This is a genomic window from Streptomyces sp. NPDC015345 (genome assembly GCF_043078805.1).
Taxonomy (GTDB): Bacteria; Actinomycetota; Actinomycetes; order Streptomycetales; family Streptomycetaceae; genus Streptomyces.
Window position 1 is genome coordinate 715,188 of record NZ_JBIBTX010000002.1, and the last position, 16,471, is coordinate 731,658.

Annotated in this window: 15 protein-coding genes and 1 pseudogene; 11 read left to right on the forward strand and 5 right to left on the reverse strand. The window is 70.3% G+C overall.

Translation table 11 applies throughout. The features are described 5' to 3' along the window. Window positions 1–17: 17 nt before the first annotated feature. Window positions 18–857 (reverse strand): TIM barrel protein, encoded by an 840-nt coding sequence (locus ACF062_RS09420; RefSeq protein WP_392137172.1) that lies wholly within the window; start codon window positions 855–857, stop codon window positions 18–20. A 125-nt stretch (window positions 858–982) separates the two neighbouring features. Here ACF062_RS09420 and ACF062_RS09425 point away from each other — a divergent pair, with 125 nt between their 5' ends. From ACF062_RS09425 to ACF062_RS09465, 9 genes are all read left to right on the forward strand, one after another. Then, on the forward strand, window positions 983–1,270 hold the full coding sequence (locus ACF062_RS09425; protein ID WP_356571663.1) for a hypothetical protein: 288 nt from the start codon (window positions 983–985) through the stop codon (window positions 1,268–1,270). Continuing rightward, on the forward strand, window positions 1,267–1,644 hold the full coding sequence (locus ACF062_RS09430; protein ID WP_223777657.1) for a helix-turn-helix domain-containing protein: 378 nt from the start codon (window positions 1,267–1,269) through the stop codon (window positions 1,642–1,644). The genes ACF062_RS09425 and ACF062_RS09430 overlap by 4 nt, the downstream gene beginning before the upstream one ends. A 168-nt stretch (window positions 1,645–1,812) precedes the next feature. Beyond that, window positions 1,813–2,328, forward strand: a complete 516-nt coding sequence (gene uraD, locus ACF062_RS09435; protein WP_392137173.1) for a 2-oxo-4-hydroxy-4-carboxy-5-ureidoimidazoline decarboxylase — start codon at window positions 1,813–1,815, stop codon at window positions 2,326–2,328. Beyond that, on the forward strand, window positions 2,325–2,741 hold the full coding sequence (gene uraH / locus ACF062_RS09440) for a hydroxyisourate hydrolase (protein ID WP_392137174.1): 417 nt from the start codon (window positions 2,325–2,327) through the stop codon (window positions 2,739–2,741). The genes uraD and uraH overlap by 4 nt, the downstream gene beginning before the upstream one ends. A gap of 5 nt (window positions 2,742–2,746) precedes the next feature. Next, window positions 2,747–3,679 carry a factor-independent urate hydroxylase gene (gene pucL, locus ACF062_RS09445; protein WP_125515970.1) on the forward strand — a complete coding sequence of 311 codons (933 nt, stop codon included), beginning with the start codon at window positions 2,747–2,749 and terminating at the stop codon, window positions 3,677–3,679. Window positions 3,680–3,743: 64 nt separating this feature from the next. After that, window positions 3,744–5,162 carry a nucleobase:cation symporter-2 family protein gene (locus tag ACF062_RS09450; RefSeq protein ID WP_392137175.1) on the forward strand — a complete coding sequence of 473 codons (1,419 nt, stop codon included), beginning with the start codon at window positions 3,744–3,746 and terminating at the stop codon, window positions 5,160–5,162. A 45-nt stretch (window positions 5,163–5,207) separates the two neighbouring features. Beyond that, the gene (locus ACF062_RS09455) at window positions 5,208–6,590 is read left to right on the forward strand and encodes an 8-oxoguanine deaminase (RefSeq protein ID WP_392137176.1); all 1,383 of its coding nucleotides are present in this window, start codon (window positions 5,208–5,210) and stop codon (window positions 6,588–6,590) included. A 362-nt stretch (window positions 6,591–6,952) separates the two neighbouring features. Continuing rightward, on the forward strand, window positions 6,953–8,320 hold the full coding sequence (locus tag ACF062_RS09460; RefSeq protein WP_392137691.1) for a nucleobase:cation symporter-2 family protein: 1,368 nt from the start codon (window positions 6,953–6,955) through the stop codon (window positions 8,318–8,320). Window positions 8,321–8,454: 134 nt separating this feature from the next. Further along, the gene (locus tag ACF062_RS09465; RefSeq protein ID WP_392137177.1) at window positions 8,455–9,876 is read left to right on the forward strand and encodes a nucleobase:cation symporter-2 family protein; all 1,422 of its coding nucleotides are present in this window, start codon (window positions 8,455–8,457) and stop codon (window positions 9,874–9,876) included. On the opposite strand, the gene ACF062_RS09470 is transcribed toward ACF062_RS09465, so the two are convergent. From ACF062_RS09470 to ACF062_RS09480, 3 genes are all read right to left on the reverse strand, one after another. After that, window positions 9,860–10,747: an NAD(P)-binding domain-containing protein gene (locus ACF062_RS09470; RefSeq protein WP_392137178.1), complete on the reverse strand. Its 888-nt coding sequence runs from the start codon at window positions 10,745–10,747 to the stop codon at window positions 9,860–9,862. The two genes, ACF062_RS09465 and ACF062_RS09470, sit on opposite strands and share 17 nt — an antisense overlap. Window positions 10,748–10,855: 108 nt before the next feature. After that, complete coding sequence (locus ACF062_RS09475) at window positions 10,856–11,779, reverse strand: hypothetical protein (protein WP_392137179.1); 924 nt, start codon at window positions 11,777–11,779, stop codon at window positions 10,856–10,858. A 176-nt stretch (window positions 11,780–11,955) separates the two neighbouring features. Beyond that, the gene (locus ACF062_RS09480) at window positions 11,956–12,807 is read right to left on the reverse strand and encodes a chitosanase (protein WP_392137180.1); all 852 of its coding nucleotides are present in this window, start codon (window positions 12,805–12,807) and stop codon (window positions 11,956–11,958) included. A gap of 231 nt (window positions 12,808–13,038) precedes the next feature. Between ACF062_RS09480 and ACF062_RS09485 the strand changes: the two genes are divergently transcribed. After that, entirely contained in the window at window positions 13,039–13,686 is a 648-nt protein-coding gene (locus ACF062_RS09485; RefSeq protein WP_320589514.1) for a DUF4360 domain-containing protein, read from the forward strand. A gap of 110 nt (window positions 13,687–13,796) precedes the next feature. Next, window positions 13,797–13,880, forward strand: a pseudogene (locus ACF062_RS09490) (SAM-dependent methyltransferase); the annotation flags it as partial. A 39-nt stretch (window positions 13,881–13,919) separates the two neighbouring features. Here the strand turns inward: ACF062_RS09490 and ACF062_RS09495 are convergent. Then, window positions 13,920–16,184, reverse strand: coding sequence for an alpha-N-acetylglucosaminidase (locus ACF062_RS09495; protein WP_392137181.1), 2,265 nt, complete (start codon window positions 16,182–16,184; stop codon window positions 13,920–13,922). Window positions 16,185–16,471: the final 287 nt, after the last annotated feature.

Consider the following 16,471-nt stretch of genomic DNA (forward strand, 5'->3'; position numbering starts at 1 on the left):
CGTCTATGAGTTGGCGCTCAGCGCGCGGCGCGGGCCTCGGCGGGCAGCCAGCCGAAGGACTCCTCGCTGGGGCGGTCGCCCGCCTTGTACTCCAGGCCGACCCAGCCCTCGTAGCCGGAGTCCCGCAGCTGGTCGAGCAGCGCCTCCAGCGGCAGCGAACCCGTGCCGGGGGCGCCGCGGCCGGGGTTGTCCGCGATCTGCACGTGCCCGGTCTTCGCGGCGTACCGCTCGATGACCGAGGGCAGGTCCTCGCCGTTCATGGACAGGTGGTACAGGTCCATGAGGAACTTGGCGTTGCCGAGGCCGGTCGCGGCGTTCACCTTGTCGACGATCTCGATCGCCTTGGGCGCGCTCACGATGGGGCACTTCGGCGACTCGGGGGCGTTCAGCGCCTCGATCAGCAGGATCGCGCCGACGCGGTCGGCCTCGCGGGCCGCGAGCACCAGGTTCTCCAGGGCGAGTTCGTCCTGGACGGCCGGGTCCACGCCCTCGACGCGGTTGCCGTACAGCGCGTTGAGCGCCGTGCAGCCGAGCGACTCGGCGAAGTCCGCCGCCACCGCGAGGTTGGCGCGGAACTTCTCGCTCTCCTCGCCGGGGATCGACAGGGCGCCGCGGTCGGGGCCCGGCAGCTGACCGGCGTAGAAGTTCAGGCCCACCAGCCGCACGCCCGCGTCCTCGATCGCCTTCTTCAGGGCGTCGAGCTCGGACTGCTCGGGGGTGGGGGCGTCGACCCAGGGCCACCACAGCTCGACCGCGCCGAAGCCGGCCTTCGCGGCGGCCGCGGGGCGCTCCAGGAGCGGGAGCTCGGTGAAGAGGATCGACAGGTTCACATTGAAGCGCTGGTCGGAGTATCCCATGGGGCTTCCGCGCTCCTTCCGTATTGCGGAAGTTCATTTCTGCTTGATGGAAGACTGCATCCGATCCGCGGAAGCTGTCAAGAGGGGGCTGCCGAAAAATCCCGACGCGGCAGTAGGTTGGCCGCGTGCGATTGAGAGTGGAGTTCACGACCGAGCCCTTCGACCTCGACGAGGCCCCGGCGCACGCGCTGGTGGCCCGCGACGTCATCCAGGGGGCCCCGCTGGACGCGGTGGACGTCGGCCCGTTCGGCAACACCGCCGAGGGCGACGTCGACGCGGTCCTGACCGCCGTCGACGCGATGCTGCGCCAGTCCCTGGGGGCGGGCGCCACCCGGGTCTCGCTCCAGGTCAACGTGATCGGGGAGCCGGACCGGCCGGGAGGCCGCGGCCTGCCGGGGGAGGCGGATAAGTGACCAGCTTCGGGGACGACCCCTTCGTCACCGCGGTCAAGCCGCTGGTGGACGCCATGGGCGGCGAGATGATCCCGCCGGACCAGGCGGGGACCGATGACGTGGTCCTGGCCTGGGAGGGCGAGGACGTGGTGGCGGTGCGGCTGCCGCAGCTCGCCGACTCGCTGGACCACATCCTGCTCGCCCTGGAGCGCAAGCGGGGCCGGCCGCTCTCGGAGCTCGACCGCAAGGCGAAGCAGGAGGTCGTGCGGATACTGGAGGCGCGCGGCGCCTTCGCCGTGCGGCACGGCGTCGAGACGGTGGCGGGCGCCCTCGGCGTCTCCCGCTTCACCGTTTACAACTACCTGAACAGGGAGAATGCCGCGAAGGGTGACTAAGGGCGCCCCGCCCAGGACCCTTCTGTCACTCAATGCGGTCGAGCCGTCACCCGTATCGTCGGGTGGCGGCTTCTTTGTTCAAGTTATTTCAACAAACTGTTGACGCTGCGTTGTTGAAGGTCTTAGCTGTTCCGCAGCCCGTCCAGCACAAGGCCACGGAGGCTTCCCGTGACTTCGAGTACGACACCGGGCATCGCCCGGTTCAACGCCTTGGAGGAGTCGGCGGCCACCGCCGCGCTCCACGAGGCCTGTGCCTCTTCGGCCTGGGGGAGCAGGCTTCTCTCCCAGCGCCCCTACGCCACCGCCGAGGACCTCTTCGCCGCGAGCGACGCCGCCATGGCCGAGCTGACCGCGGACGACCTGGCCGAGGCGATGGCGGGGCACCCGCCGATCGGCCGCCCGAAGCCCGGGGACCCGACCTCCTCCCGCGAACAGCGGGGCATGGCCGGCGCCTCCGAGGAGCTCAAGGCCGAGATGCTCGAACTGAACCTGGCCTACCAGGAGAAGTTCGGCCATGTCTTCCTGATCTGCGCCACCGGCCGCACCGGTGAGCAGATGCGGGACGCGGTCAAGGAACGGATCGGCAACTCGCCCGAACAGGAGCGGGAGATCGTCCGCGCCGAGCTGGGCAAGATCAACCGCATCCGCCTGACCCGCCTCCTGGAAGAAGAAGAGACCGCATGAGCACGGAAACGACCGCGTCGGTGTCCACGCACATCCTGGACACCAGCGTCGGCCGCCCCGCCGAGGGCGTCGCCATCTCACTGTCGGCCCGCGGCGGCTCCCAGGAGCAGTGGCAGGCGCTCGGCGGCAGCGCGACCGACGCGGACGGGCGCTGCAAGGACCTGCCGGCGCTGCCGGAGGGCACCACCCACGTACGCCTCGACTTCGAGACCGAGGCGTACTTCCTGGCCAAGCAGAACACGAAGAACCAGCAAGCCGAGGCGCAGCAGGACGCCCCCGCGAATCGGGACAGCGGTGCGGACGGAGCGTTCTTCCCGGAGGTGGCGATCACGTTCGCCGTCACGCCGGGCGAGCACTACCACGTACCGCTGCTGCTCAACCCGTTCGGCTACTCCGTTTACCGAGGGAGCTAGCAGACATGCCCACCATTCTGGGACAGAACCAGTACGGCAAGGCTGAGAACCGGGTCGTAAAGATCACGCGGGACGGCGACACCCACCACATCAAGGACCTGAACGTCTCCGTCGCCCTCTCCGGCGACCTGGACGACGTCCACTACAACGGCTCGAACGCCAACTGCCTGCCGACGGACACGACGAAGAACACCTGCTTCGCGTTCGCCAAGGAGTACGGCATCGAGTCCGCCGAGCAGTACGGCATCCACCTCGCCCGGCACTTCGTCGACAGCCAGCCCTCGATCCACCGCGCGCGGATCCGCATCGAGGAGTACTCCTGGGAGCGCATCGGCGGCTCCGACAGCAACGCCAAGTTCATCGGCGCCGACGAGGTCAAGCACTCCTTCGTCCGCAAGGGCCAGGAGACGCGGCTCGCCCAGATCACTTATGACGGCGAGAAGTTCGAGGTGCTGTCGGGGCTGAAGGACCTGACCGTGATGAACTCCACGAACTCCGAGTTCTGGGGCTACATCAAGGACAAGTACACGACCCTCCAGGAAGACTACGACCGCATCCTCGCCACCTCCCTGTCCACGTGGTGGCGGCACAACTGGACCAGCGACGAGCAGCGCATGCCGAGCTGGGAGCGGTCGTACGAGCAGGCGAAGAAGCACATCCTGCACGCCTTCGTGGAGACCTACTCGCTCTCCCTCCAGCAGACGCTGTACCAGATGGGTTCGCGGGTCATCAACAACCGCAGCGAGATCGACGAGATCCGCTTCTCCGCGCCCAACAAGCACCACTTCCGTCAGGACCTCTCGCCCTTCGGCCTCGACAACGAGGCGAAGGACGGAGCCGTCTACTACGCCGCCGACCGTCCCTACGGCCTCATCGAGGCCACCATCCTGCGGGACGGCGTCGAGCCGAAGATCCCGGTCGACATGACCAACCTCTGACGCGGGACGCGCGCCCCCGCCCCACCGCAGTGGGCGGGGGCGCGCCACACCGGAGGGAACAGCAATGGCACAGCCTGCAAAGGGGCCGGCAGAAGGCCCGTGTTCCACCCCACCTGTAGGTGACGGGGAGTCAACTCCCGACTGCCACCCGGTGGATGAGAAGCTCCACCCCTCGCGGCTCGTCCCCGCCGCACTCCAGCACATCGCCGCCATGTACGCGGGTGTGGTCACCCCTCCGCTCATCATCGGCCAGGCCTGTGGCCTGGACACGGTGGCCCAGACCCGGCTGATCGCCGCCGGTCTGCTGATCGCCGGTCTCGCCACCATCCTCCAGACCCTCGGCGTCAAGGGATTCGTCGGCAACCGCCTGCCGTTCGTGAACGCCGCCTCCTCGGCCGGTATCGCACCGATCCTCGCCATCGCCGAGACCAACGCCAAGGGCGACCAACTCCCCGCGATCTACGGCGCGGTAATGGTCGCGGGCGTCTTCTGCCTCGCCGTCGGCCCCTTCTTCGGCAAGCTGCTGCGCTTCTTCCCGCCGCTGGTCACCGGCGTCGTCATCACCCTCATCGGCGTCACGCTGATGCCCGTGCCCGTCAAGTGGGCGCAAGGGGGCGACGACACCGACCCGACGTTCGGCGACATGAAGTACCTCGCGCTCGCCGCCTTCACGCTCGTCGTCATCCTGATGTTCCAGCGCTTCGGGCGCGGCTTCTTGAAGCAAGTCGCCCTGCTGGCAGGCATGTTCATCGGCACGCTGGCCGCGATCCCGTTCGGCATGGCGGACTTCACCTCCGTGCAGTCGGCGCCGCTGGCCGCGCTGCCCACGCCGTTCGCCGCCGGCGCCCCGGTCTTCCAGCCCGCCGCGATCCTCTCGCTCTGCATCGTCATGCTGGTCCTGATGACCGAGTCGGCGGCCGGCATGCTCGCCCTCGGCGAGATCTGCGAGCGCAAGACCGACGGGAAGACCATCACCCGGGGCCTGCGCACCGACGGCATCGCCACGCTCGTCGGCCCCGTCTTCGGCGGCTTCCCGACCTCCGCCTTCGCGCAGAACGTCGGCGTCGTCTCGCTCACCCGGGTCCGCAGCCGCTACGTCGTCGCCGTCGCGGGCGCCACGCTCATCGTCCTCGGCGCCTTCCCGGTCCTCGGCGCGGTCGTCAACGTCGTCCCCATGCCGGTCCTCGGCGGCGCGGGCATCGTGCTCTTCGGCTCCATCGCGGTCAGCGGCATCCGTACGCTCTCCGAGGCGGGCCTGGACGACAGCTCCAACATCATCCTGGTGGCGGTGTCGCTCGGGGCGGGCATCATCCCGCTCGCCGCGCCCACCTTCTACACCCAGTTCCCCGCGTGGGCGCAGACCGTCCTCGGCTCCGGCATCAGCGCCGGCGCGCTCGTCGCGGTCACGCTCAACCTGTTCTTCCACCATCTCGGCACCCGTGGCAGCGCGCAGAGCACCGCCGCGGCACTCAAATCTCCCTAGGGTCCTGCCGTGCCCAATCGCCACTCACGAAATGAAGGAAGCACCATGGCACCTTCGGCAGACCGCATCGTCATCGAGAACGCCGCGATCGCAACCGTGGACGCCCAGGACACCGAGTACGCCTCGGGTCACGTCGTCGTCGCGGGGAACAGGATCGAGTCCATCGGCGCGGGCAAGGCCCCGGAGGGCCTGGAGAACGTCGTACGCCGCGTCGACGGCACCGGCCACCTCGTCACGCCCGGCCTGGTCAACACCCACCACCACTTCTACCAGTGGATCACCCGGGGCCTGGCCACCGACCACAACCTCTTCAACTGGCTCACCGCGCTGTACCCGACGTGGGCGCGCATCGACGAGCAGATGACGTACGCGGCCGCGCAGGGCTCCCTCGGCATGATGGTCCGCGGCGGCGTCACCACCGCCATGGACCACCACTACGTCTTCCCGCGGGGCTCCGGCGACCTCTCCGGGTCGATCATCCGCGCCGCCTCCGAGATGGGCGTGCGCTTCACCCTGGCCCGCGGCTCCATGGACCGCAGCGAGAAGGACGGCGGCCTGCCGCCGGACTTCGCCGTGGAGACCCTGGAGGGCGCGCTCGCCGCGACCGAGGAGACCGTCAAGAAGCACCACGACGCCTCCTTCGACGCGATGACGCAGGTGGCGGTGGCCCCCTGCTCGCCGTTCTCGGTGTCGACCGAACTCATGAGGCAGGGCGCCGAGTTGGCGCGCCGCCTCGGGGTGCGGCTGCACACGCACGGCAGCGAGACGGTCGAGGAGGAGAAGTTCTGCCACGAGCTGTTCGGCATGGGCCCCACCGACTACTTCGAGTCGACTGGCTGGCTCGGTGAGGACGTGTGGATGGCGCACTGCGTCCACATGAACGACTCCGACATCGCCGCGTTCGCCCGTACCGGCACGGGAGTCGCGCACTGCCCCTCCTCCAACGCGCGCCTCGCGGCCGGCATCGCCCGCGTCCCCGACATGCTGAAGGCGGGCGTCCCCGTCGGCCTCGGCGTCGACGGCACCGCCTCCAACGAGTCCGGCGAACTCCACACCGAGCTGCGCAACGCCCTGCTGATCAACCGCCTCGGCGCCCACAAGGAAGCCGCGCTCAACGCCCGCCAGGCGCTGCGGCTCGGCACGTACGGCGGAGCCCAGGTCCTCGGCCGGGCCACGCAGATCGGCTCCCTGGAGGCCGGCAAGCTCGCCGACCTCGTCCTGTGGAAGACCGACGGCATCGGGCACGCCTCGATCGCCGACCCGGTGACCGCCATCGTCTTCGGCGCGGCGGCCCCGGTCACCCTCTCCCTCGTCAACGGCAGGCCGGTCGTCGAGAACGGCCGCCTGCTGCACGCCGACGAGGACGTCATCGCCCGCTCCACGCGGGAGCAGGCGCAGCGTCTCGCGCGGATCGCCGCCGAGAGCTGAACCCAAGAACTCCGGTCGGGGGGGACGGCCCTCGACCGGACTTGAGCAGCCGAGCGGGCTGCTCAAGTGCCGCCCCGGAACGTGGCCCAAAGCTTCACGTTCCCGGGGCGGTCAGTACTACCTGGGCGCACCACCACAACCGAATACCGAGCAAGTCCTTGCACCACGCACCACCCCCCACCTCCCAGAAGCGAAAAGTGCCGGCGCCCAGCCGGGGCTGGAAAACAACCGGAGGAGCCACCGTGGCCACTCAGCCCAGGTTCACCAAGCAAGGCACCACCCCAGAGGCGTCCGAGGGCGACGGCGAAGCCGCCATACCCCCGGCCGTGCATCCGGTCGACGAGAAGCTCCCGCCCCTGAAGATGGCGACGACAGGTCTTCAGCACGTGGCCGCCATGTACGCGGGCGTCGTCGCCCCGCCGCTCATCGTCGGCGCCGCCGTCGGCCTCTCCGCGAAGGAACTCACCTTCCTGACCGGCGCGTGTCTGTTCACCGCGGGGCTCGCGACCTTCCTCCAGACCCTCGGCATCTGGAAGATCGGCGCCCGCCTCCCCTTCGTCAACGGCGTCACCTTCGCCGGTGTCGCGCCCATGCTCGCCGTCGTCGACTCCACCAAGGACAAGGACGACGCGCTCCCCATCATCTTCGGCGCGGTCATCGTCGCCGGTGTGCTCGGCTTCATCGCGGCGCCGTTCTTCTCCAAGATGGTGCGCTTCTTCCCACCCGTGGTCACCGGTACGGTCATCACCCTCATCGGCATCTCGCTGATGCCGGTCGCCTTCGGCTGGGCGCAGGGACCGGTGCCGGGCGCCGACGACTACGGCTCGACCAAGAACCTCGCCCTCGCGGGCATCACGCTCGTCATCGTGCTGCTGCTGCGCCGCTTCACCACCGGCTTCGTCAAGCAGATCGCGGTTCTGCTCGGCCTGGTCGTCGGCACGCTCGTCGCGATCCCGTTCGGCGTCACCGACTTCAGCCCGGTCGGCGAGGCGGACATCGTCGGCTTCCCGACGCCCTTCCACTTCGGCGCCCCGCAGTTCGCGGCCGCGGCGATCGTCTCGCTCTGCGTCGTCATGGTCGTCTCGATGACGGAGTCGACGGCCGACATGCTCGCCCTCGGCGAGATCGTGGACCGTCCGGCGGACGAGAAGACCATCGCGGCGGGCCTGCGCGCCGACTGTCTCGGCTCGGCGGTCAGCCCGCTCTTCAACGGCTTCATGTGCAGCGCCTTCGCGCAGAACATCGGCCTGGTCGCGATGACGAAGATCCGCAGCCGGTACGTGGTCGCGGCGGGCGGCGGCTTCCTCGTCCTGATGGGCCTGTGCCCGATGGCGGCCTCGCTGATCGCGGTCGTGCCGCGCCCGGTGCTCGGCGGCGCGGGCGTCGTCCTCTTCGGCTCGGTCGCGGCGAGCGGCATCCAGACGCTGGTCAAGGCGAATCTGGAGCGCGACAACAACGTCCTGATCGTGGCCGTCTCGCTGGCCGTCGGCCTGATCCCGATCGCGGCGCCGGAGTTCTACCACGCGTTCCCGGAGACCGCGAAGATCATCCTCGACTCGGGCATCTCGACGGGCTGTGTGGCCGCCGTACTCCTGAACCTCGTCTTCAACCACATCGGCAAGGGCCGCGAGGACGACGAGGTGACGGCGCCGATGGAGCCGGGCGGGGAGATCGCGCAGACGCGCACGCACTCCTCGCCGACGGGGTCTTCCGCGGCCGGGGTGCACTGACGTACCGTCGTGGCGCCGCCACCGTATGGCGGAAGTTACTTTCCAGTCGGGTCCGGTCGGCCCCGCCCGTGTCTCATGAACTCCCACGGCACGGGGCCGACTTCCGGCGTCACGCAACGGAAGAAGCGCCACCCATGAGTTCTGAAGTGAAGGCCCCCGACGCGCGGGCGGCAGGCCCCGAGGTCCACCCCGTCGACGAGATTCTGCCGCCGGGCCGCATGCTCGTCGCGAGCCTCCAGCACGTCGCCTCCATGTACGCCGGCGCGGTCTCCGTCCCGCTCGTGGTGGCCGTCGCGGCGAAGATGTCGCCAGGGGACACGGCCGTACTCATGGGCGGCAGCCTGCTGATGGCGGGCATCGCGACCCTCCTTCAGACGCTCGGCATCGGCACCTTCATCGGCTCGAAGCTGCCCTTCGTCAACGGCGTCTCGTTCGCGGGCGTCGGCGTGATGCTGACGATCATCGCCACGCAGGGCGGCGTCGAGGCGGGCATGCCGGTCGTCTTCGGGGCGATCATCGTCTCAAGTGTCTTCGGATTCCTGGTCAGTTCGTACTTCTCGCGGCTCGTGCGCTTCTTCCCGCCGGTGGTGACCGGCTCGGTCATCACGCTCATCGGCGTCTCCCTCATCCCGGTCGCGTACGACTGGATCGTGGACGACTCGGCGACCGGCACCCCGGAGCCGAAGAGCATCGGCCTCGCGGGCGCCACGGTCCTCGTCATGCTCCTGCTCCAGCGCTTCACGCGCGGCTTCCTCAAGCAGGTCAGCATGCTCTTCGCGATGGTCTTCGGCACGCTGCTCGCGATACCGATGGGCCTCGCCGACTTCTCGAGGCTCGACGGCGCGGACGCCGTCGGCATCCCGTCCCCGCTGCACTTCGGCGCCCCGCAGTTCAGCCTCCCCGCGATCATCTCGATGTGCGTCGTCATGCTGGTGATCCTCACCGAGTCCACCGCCGACATGATCGCCCTCGGCAGGATCGTCGAACGGGACGTCGACGAGAAGACCATCGCCCGCGGCCTGCGTGCCGACGCACTCGGCTCGGCGCTCAGCCCTCTCTTCAACGCCTTCCACGCCAGCGCGTTCGCGCAGAACATCGGCCTGGTCGTGATCTCCAAGGTGCGCAGCCGCTTCGTCGTCGCGCTCAGCGGCGCCATCCTCGTCCTGATCGGCCTCAGCCCGGCCGCGGCGGCGCTCATCTCCGTCGTCCCGATGCCGGTCCTGGCCGCCGTCAGCCTCTTTCTCTTCGGCTCCATCGCGGTCAGCGGCATCCAGACGCTGCTCCAGGCGGACCTGCACCGTGGCGACAACGCCCTGATCGTCGTCGTCACCCTCGGCGCGGGTCTCGCCCCCGCCCTCTCGGACGGCTTCTACGACGCGTTCCCCGCCTGGGCCCAGATCGTCCTCGGCTCCGGCATCTCCACGGGCTGCCTGCTGGCCGTGGCGCTGAACCTGGTCTTCAACCACCTGGGTACGAAGCCGGGTCCGGACCCCGTGACGGCTCCCGTGACGGCCTCCGCGGACCCGGCCCCCACGGCCGTCACCCGTTCACCCTGAGCCGCCGCACCGCCTCGGGCGCCGTGAAGAGCGTGAGCCCCTGCGCGATCTGCTCCTCCAGGTCGCCGCCCGACCGCTCGAAGTAGTCGGCCCGCACCCCCGCGTCCCGCGCCGCCCGCGCCATGTTGTGGGCACCGGCGAGCACGACATCGAGGCCCTGCGCGAAGCCGGGAGCGGCACCCGACTCCCGGTCGGCGTCCACGTCGGCCGCGAGCGAGGGCAGCATCTGGAGCATGCTGCTCAGCCACGGCACGAGCAGCTCGGTGACCCCGCCCGCGCTGCCCTCCTTGTGCGAGGTGGCCAGGGCGACCGCGTGGAAGAAGCCGTGGAACATCATGTCCATCGCGCTGAGCAGCGCCAGGTCGTACAGCGAGGCGATCCCCGCGTCGGTGCCCAGGTACACGGCCCCGCCCAGCGCCTCCAACGTCTCCCGGTGCGCCGTGAAGTGCCGCTCCCGGCCGCTGTAGAGGACGAACGCCTGCGAGGTGGCGACGGTCGAGGGGATGGCCATGATCCCGCCGTCCAGATACTCCGCGCCGAGCCCTTCCGCCCAGGACTCGGCGCGGCGGGCCTGGTCCGGCGTGCCGTTGGCGAGGTTGACCAGCGTGCGCCCGCGCAGGGCTTCGGCGGCGGGCTCCAGGACGGTGTGCGTGGTGTCGTGGTCCAGCAGGCAGGCGATGACCAACGGCGCGGCCAGGACGGCCTCCTGGACCGACCCGGCCCGCACCGCCCCGCGCGCCACGAGCGCGTCGCCCTTCTCCGTGCTGCGGTTCCAGACGGTGGTGGGATGCCCGGCGGCGAGCAGGGCCCCGGCCAGCGCCTGCCCCATCTCGCCGAGCCCGATGACGCTGACGGCCGGCTTGCTGCTCATGGATGCTCCTGTACGGGTGGGTGAAGGGGAACCTCTTCACCCTTGAACAGCCCGTCACGCCTCACAAGTACGCACTAATTAGTGCGTGCTCACCCGGAGGTAAGTGAGCTAGCGGCTTCCGCACAGCTTCGCGGAGCCGACCGCGCCGCCCGTGTTCTCGTCGTCCGTGCCGAGGAGGGCGGTGCGGGAGTTCGGTACGCACTCCACGGCCTCGATCTTGCGCCCATCGAACTTCCGCAGCAGGGCAGGGGACTTGCTGACGCTCAGGCGAACCTTGCCGGCGCGGGTGACGGAGACCGTGCCCGCGTCGCTGACTGCCGAGTCGAACGGCCCGTCGTCGCCCGGGTCCGACGCCGAGCCGATCAGGAGGCGGCCCGATGCCGTGACCGAGATGTCCGAGGCGTGCCGGACCGGTCCGGCCGGGTAGGGCGCGCGGTAGCGGGTGGCGGTGGTGACCGGGCCGAAGTCGGCGTTGCCGTGCTTGTCGAAGGTGAAGGGGGCGGCGCGCAGCGTCGAGGGGCGGTCCTTGCCCGCGCCCCGGTCGGCCCAGACGGCGGCCATTTTGCCGTGTTTCGAGGTCAGCGCGAAGCTCTCGTAGTCGTCGCCGTCGGCGATCGCCGGGAGCGGGGAGGTGTCCAGGACCTCGACCCGGGTGCCGGTCGCCTTGAGGTGGTACACGAGGCCGCGGCTGGCGAGGGCCACGTACTCGCCGGGGGCGCCCGGCACCGCCTCGATGGCCTCCAGGTCGATGGGCTCGCTGCCGCCCGCCCAGGTCAGCGGCTCGACGGCGGCGGAACCGCCCGGCCGGTAGGTGAGCGCGGCGACGCGGTTCTGGCCGGGCTTCTTGTTGTCGCGTACGACCAGCGCGTGCGTGGCGCCGTGCGTACGGGAGGTGAACGCCAGGCCGCTGACGCCGGAGGTGATGTCGGCGCCCACCTGTCGCCAGCCGCCGTCGGCGGCGGGGGCCACGGCGGGGGCGGTGGCGGCGCCCGCCGTGACGAGTGCGGCGGTGGCGGCGGTCAGCACGGTCATGCGAAGGAACATGGATCTCTCATCTCGGTGCGCGTCCACGCGTGTGGACGCGCGTAGACGGGGAGTTGGCCGGGACCGTACCCATCCCCGCCCACCGGAGGCAAGAGGCGCGTGGGAGCACGCGGTCGCGCGGGACCGAAGGGCCCCGCGCGACGGCACCGGACCGAAGGGGCCCGTCAGCCGATGCGGTACGGGTCGCCGTACACCTTCCACTCCAGCGGCGTGTCCAAGTTGAGGTTCCGCTTCTTCAGGAACACGCGCTGCGCCGTGTCGACGCGGCTCGTGTCCTCGTGGGCCGCCTCCTGCTTCATCGCCCAGACGCGCGCGTCCAGGAAGGCGTTCAGGTACGTCACCTCGTCACCGCCCTGCGCGGGCGTCTTCGCCGAACGCAGCGCGCGCTTGCGGATGTTGCGGAAGCTGGTGGAGTCGCTGCCGTCACCGTGCATGACGATCGCGTCGTAGTAGCAGAACTGGCCGAGCACGCCGACGCCGTCCGCCTTGCCCTGCTTGACCGCCGGGTTGAAGTAGACGCGGTCGCGCTCGTCGTTCTGCGCCTTCTGGAACGCCGGGTCCTCGGCGGCCTTCTCCCAGTCCCTCGTGAAGGTCGGGTCGAGCCCCTCGTGCGAGTCCGTGCCGTCGACCTCGCGCAGCGCGGGCAGGTACTTGGCGAGGACGTTGCCCGGCTTGCGCTGGGTGTAGAGCTCGACGAGGTCCAGCATGTCGCCGGTACCGGAACAGAAGCCGATGATGCCCGCGGTGTAGCCGCGGCCGTCGTCGATGTCCTCGATGTAGCGGTAGTAGTTCTTCCAGTTGAGGCTGGAGTTCTCGGCGCTGCACACGAGCTTCATGGCGATCTCCTTCTTCGCCGGATCGTCGAGCCCGCCGGCCCGCAGAGGAGCCGCGGTGGCGGAGGTCATCTGCGAGGCGATGACCGGGCCGGCCACGACCGAGGCGCCGATGAAGGCGAGCAGGGTGCGGCGGGAGGTGAGGGGTCGCGGGCGGGTGTGCGAGGAGTGGGGGGTCTGCACGAGGGCCTCCAGGAGGGGGAGTTCGTCGTTCCGCGTACTGTTAGGAAGGTTTCCTACCAGAGTTTTGGTGTGGCGTATACCCGTCAAGACGCGATGAGTGCGGTGCCGGTGAATGGCCGGACATCGACCTGGCCGCGGAACCTCCTGGTCCGTACGCTCCCCCTCGCTCACGCATCACGGCACTTCTCCTCTTCTCCGGCACTCCCCTCCCTCGCAATGGAACGGAGAACCATGGCTGGTGCACTGCTGCTGTCCGGCGCCGTCGCGGCGCTGTTCGGCTCGACGCTCCCCGCGCACGACCCGGCGGGGATCCTGGAACCGCCTCCGGACAAGATCGTGATCGAGGTCGCCACGGTGAACGGCTCGGGCTGCCCCCTCGGGACCGCCGCCGTGGCCGTCTCCGGGGACAACACCGCCTTCACGGTCACCTACAGCGACTACCTCGCCCAGGCCGGCGGCGGCGCGGACCCCACCGCGTTCCGCAAGAACTGCCAGCTCAATCTCGTCGTGCACGTCCCGCAGGGCTTCACCTACGCCATCGCGAGCGTGGACTACCGCGGCTACGCCTCGCTCCAGCCGGGTGCCAAGGGCATCGAGAAGGCCTCGTACTACTTCCAGGGCTCCCCGAGCACGGCCGCGAAGACCCATGAGTTCAAGGGCGCCTACAACGACAATTGGCAGGCCACGGACTCCACGGACTGGGCGCAGCTCGTCTGGGCGCCCTGCGGCGAGCGGCGCAACTTCAACATCAACACCGAGCTGCGCGTCGACGCGGGCACCTCGGACCCCGCGAAGGCCAGCTTCATGACGATGGACTCCACGGACGGCGACATCAGCACCGTCTACCACATGGCGTGGAAGGAGTGCCCGCGGCGCTGAGCCGCGTCCCTGGCGGGCCTCTCACCGGGCCGTCCCGAGGGGCCCGCCACCGAACTTTCCTCGGAACCCTCCTCGAAGCTCTCCCCGAACCGTTCCTCGGAACTCTCCTCGCACCACCGGGCTTCACCGAGGTCGGCCGGATGCTGCGCGAGCCGCAGGAGGGGGAGCGGTTCCGCCGAGGCCACCTGCTGATGACCCGGACGCAGGCCGGCTCCTGGCCCGGTCCTCGTGGCCTAGTCCCTGCGGGTGGCGGTCAGCCGGGCGTGCACCCGCTCCGCGATGTCGTACGTGTCACCGGTCGGCCGCGTCGCCAGACGTCCCGGATCACGGATCCACTGGTCCTCGACGGCGAACCAGTCGATCTTCCGGGGCGTACGGCCCGCCGCGAGCGCGTCCCGCAGCTCCTTGAAGTACCGCTCCCAGCGCAGCCGGTAGAGGCCGCCGACGAGCCCGGCCCACTCGCGGTTGGCGTAGTCGCGCAGCCCGGCGTCCGCGCCGGACCGTGGCCCCCACACCGTCAGCAACGACAGCTGGTCGTACGCGAGGCGGTCCCGTTCGCGCTCGTCGGCCCCCCACGCCCGCGCGTCGGCGACCCAGCGGCCGAGGAGGTGGCGGGAGTCCGTCGCCACGAGCCGGTCGAGCAGGTCCATCAGCTCCAGCCAGACCCGGGTGAGCCGCTCGAAGCGGGCCGCGTCCCCCGCGTCGTACGCCTCCTTGACGCGCGGCAGCAGGACACGGCTGCGGTTGGAGAGGGCTTGCCGGGCGACGTCGAGCAGGTCGCGGCGGTACGCGGAGGAGTGCCGCAGGCCGCGGCGGACCGCGAGGAGTTCGCCGAGCGCGGGTTCGAAGTCGGCGGGCTCGTAGCGCATCTTCCGCGGTGACCAGGATGCCGCCGACTTCGCCGCCAGGTCGGGGCGCGCGCCGAAGAGGCCGTCGGCTCCCTCGGCCCACCGGTCGGCGCGCGTCGTGCCGTAGGCGGTGCGGCGCAGTGTGTCCCACGCGGCGGCGGCGTGCGGGTCGGCGGCGCCGTACCGTGACGTCGACCAGTCGGCGAACCAGGCTTCGAGGTCCAGGTCGCCGGTTCTCCAGGCCAGTTCGGAGAAGAGCTCGAAGGCGGCGGGGTTGTTGTCGGCCGCCTCCGGCATGAGGGAGATGCCGCTGAGCGTACTGCCCTCCTTGGTGCGCCACTTCTCGTACAGGGCTGCCCAGTCGGGGGTGTTGGCCCCGAGCGCGGTGTGGCCGCCGAAGTTCCAGATGGAGCCGAAGGTGTACGGCGTGGCGCCCCAGTCGGCTTCCCGGTCGGTGATGTTCGGGAAGCGGTCGGAGATGCCGTCGACGACGAGCATGCGCTTCTTGTCGACGGCGTCGGTGAGCGCCTTCGGCGGGTTGCGCTGCCAGCCGAGGATCACCCAGACGGCGCCGGGGTGCGCGGTCCGCAGGGCCTTCTCGACACCCTTGGCCGCGTCGGCCACGGGCACGTCACCCGGCTTTCCGCCCTCGTGGAGCAGGTCCATCTTGTACATCGTGGACGGTCCGGACAGCTCGTCCTGGACGCGGTAGAACGCGGCGGCCACCCGGGCGAAGTGGCCGGTGCGCGGATCCAGCCAGTCGGGGCGCGCGAAGCCCACCCAGTCGCCCTGCGGGACGGTCCGCGCGCCCGGGTTCCTGGCCGCGAAGCCGGGCGGCACGGTCCCGAAGTAGCCCGGCAGGACCGGTGTCATGCCCAGTTCGCGCAGCCGGTCGCAGATGCGGCGTCCGAGGCGGGCGCGGGCGTCGATGAGCTGTCGGGAGACGGGGTGCGGGAACGACGACATGTTCTGCAGGAGCCACCACGGCTGGTGGGCGGGGCCCGGCACCCAGCTTCTCAACTCCTCGTCCCCGTAGCCGAATTCCTGGAACACCCGGTGGTACACGGCGTCCGCGCCGATGTAGACGAGGACTTCGTTGTAGCCGTGCAGGGCCAGCACGTCGAGCTCGTGCTCCCAGTAGTCCCAGTCGTGGTACGCGCCCGTGTAGCCGTCGTTGGTGTCGTTGAGGACGAAGCGGTGCGGGGCGTTGGCGCGGGCGGTGAGGGGCTCGGCGGGGGCGGGGAGGCGGTCGGGCAGGTCGGTCTGGCTGCCGGCCCAGGTGATGTTGGCGTGCGCGGTGTGCTTCAAGTAGTGCCGAATCCCGGTGAGTTGGACCGCCGGCGTGGTCCCGGTGACGGTGATGTGACCGGGCCGCCCGTCGACCCGGAAGAAGTCCCCGGCGCCCCGCTCGGGCCGGGCCGTCCGGAAGGTGAGCTGGTCCCAGTGGCGGGGCAGGAGCCGCCGCGCCGCCTCGGACGCGGCGGAGCGGCGCGAGCCGGGCGCACCGTCCGCGGTGGCGCGGTCTGTAAGGGCGCCATCCGTGGTGCCGTCCGTGGGGGCGCCGTCCGCCGGGGCGCCGGAGCAGGCGACGGCGGCGACGCCCGCGGTGCCGGCGAGGCCGGTGAGGAACGTACGGCGGGGGAGAGGCATGGGGGGCTCCGTCGGTCGAAGGGGGGCGCGGGCGGGCGAGGGCGTACCGCAGTGACTCTTCCCCCGCGCGCCCCCGACTCTCACCCCCGCGCCCCTGCCAGACAGCCGAGCAGATCGTGCCGACGCGGCAGCTGCACGCGCGCTGACGGGACAGTCGCACGGCCGGGGGTGTTGATCGACGCCGACAGGGCAGGCGAACGATCACGACAACTGATCGATACCAACCGATACCGACCGATACAGAACAGCTCTGACCGATACCGGCCGGTCCTGAACGAGAAAGTGAC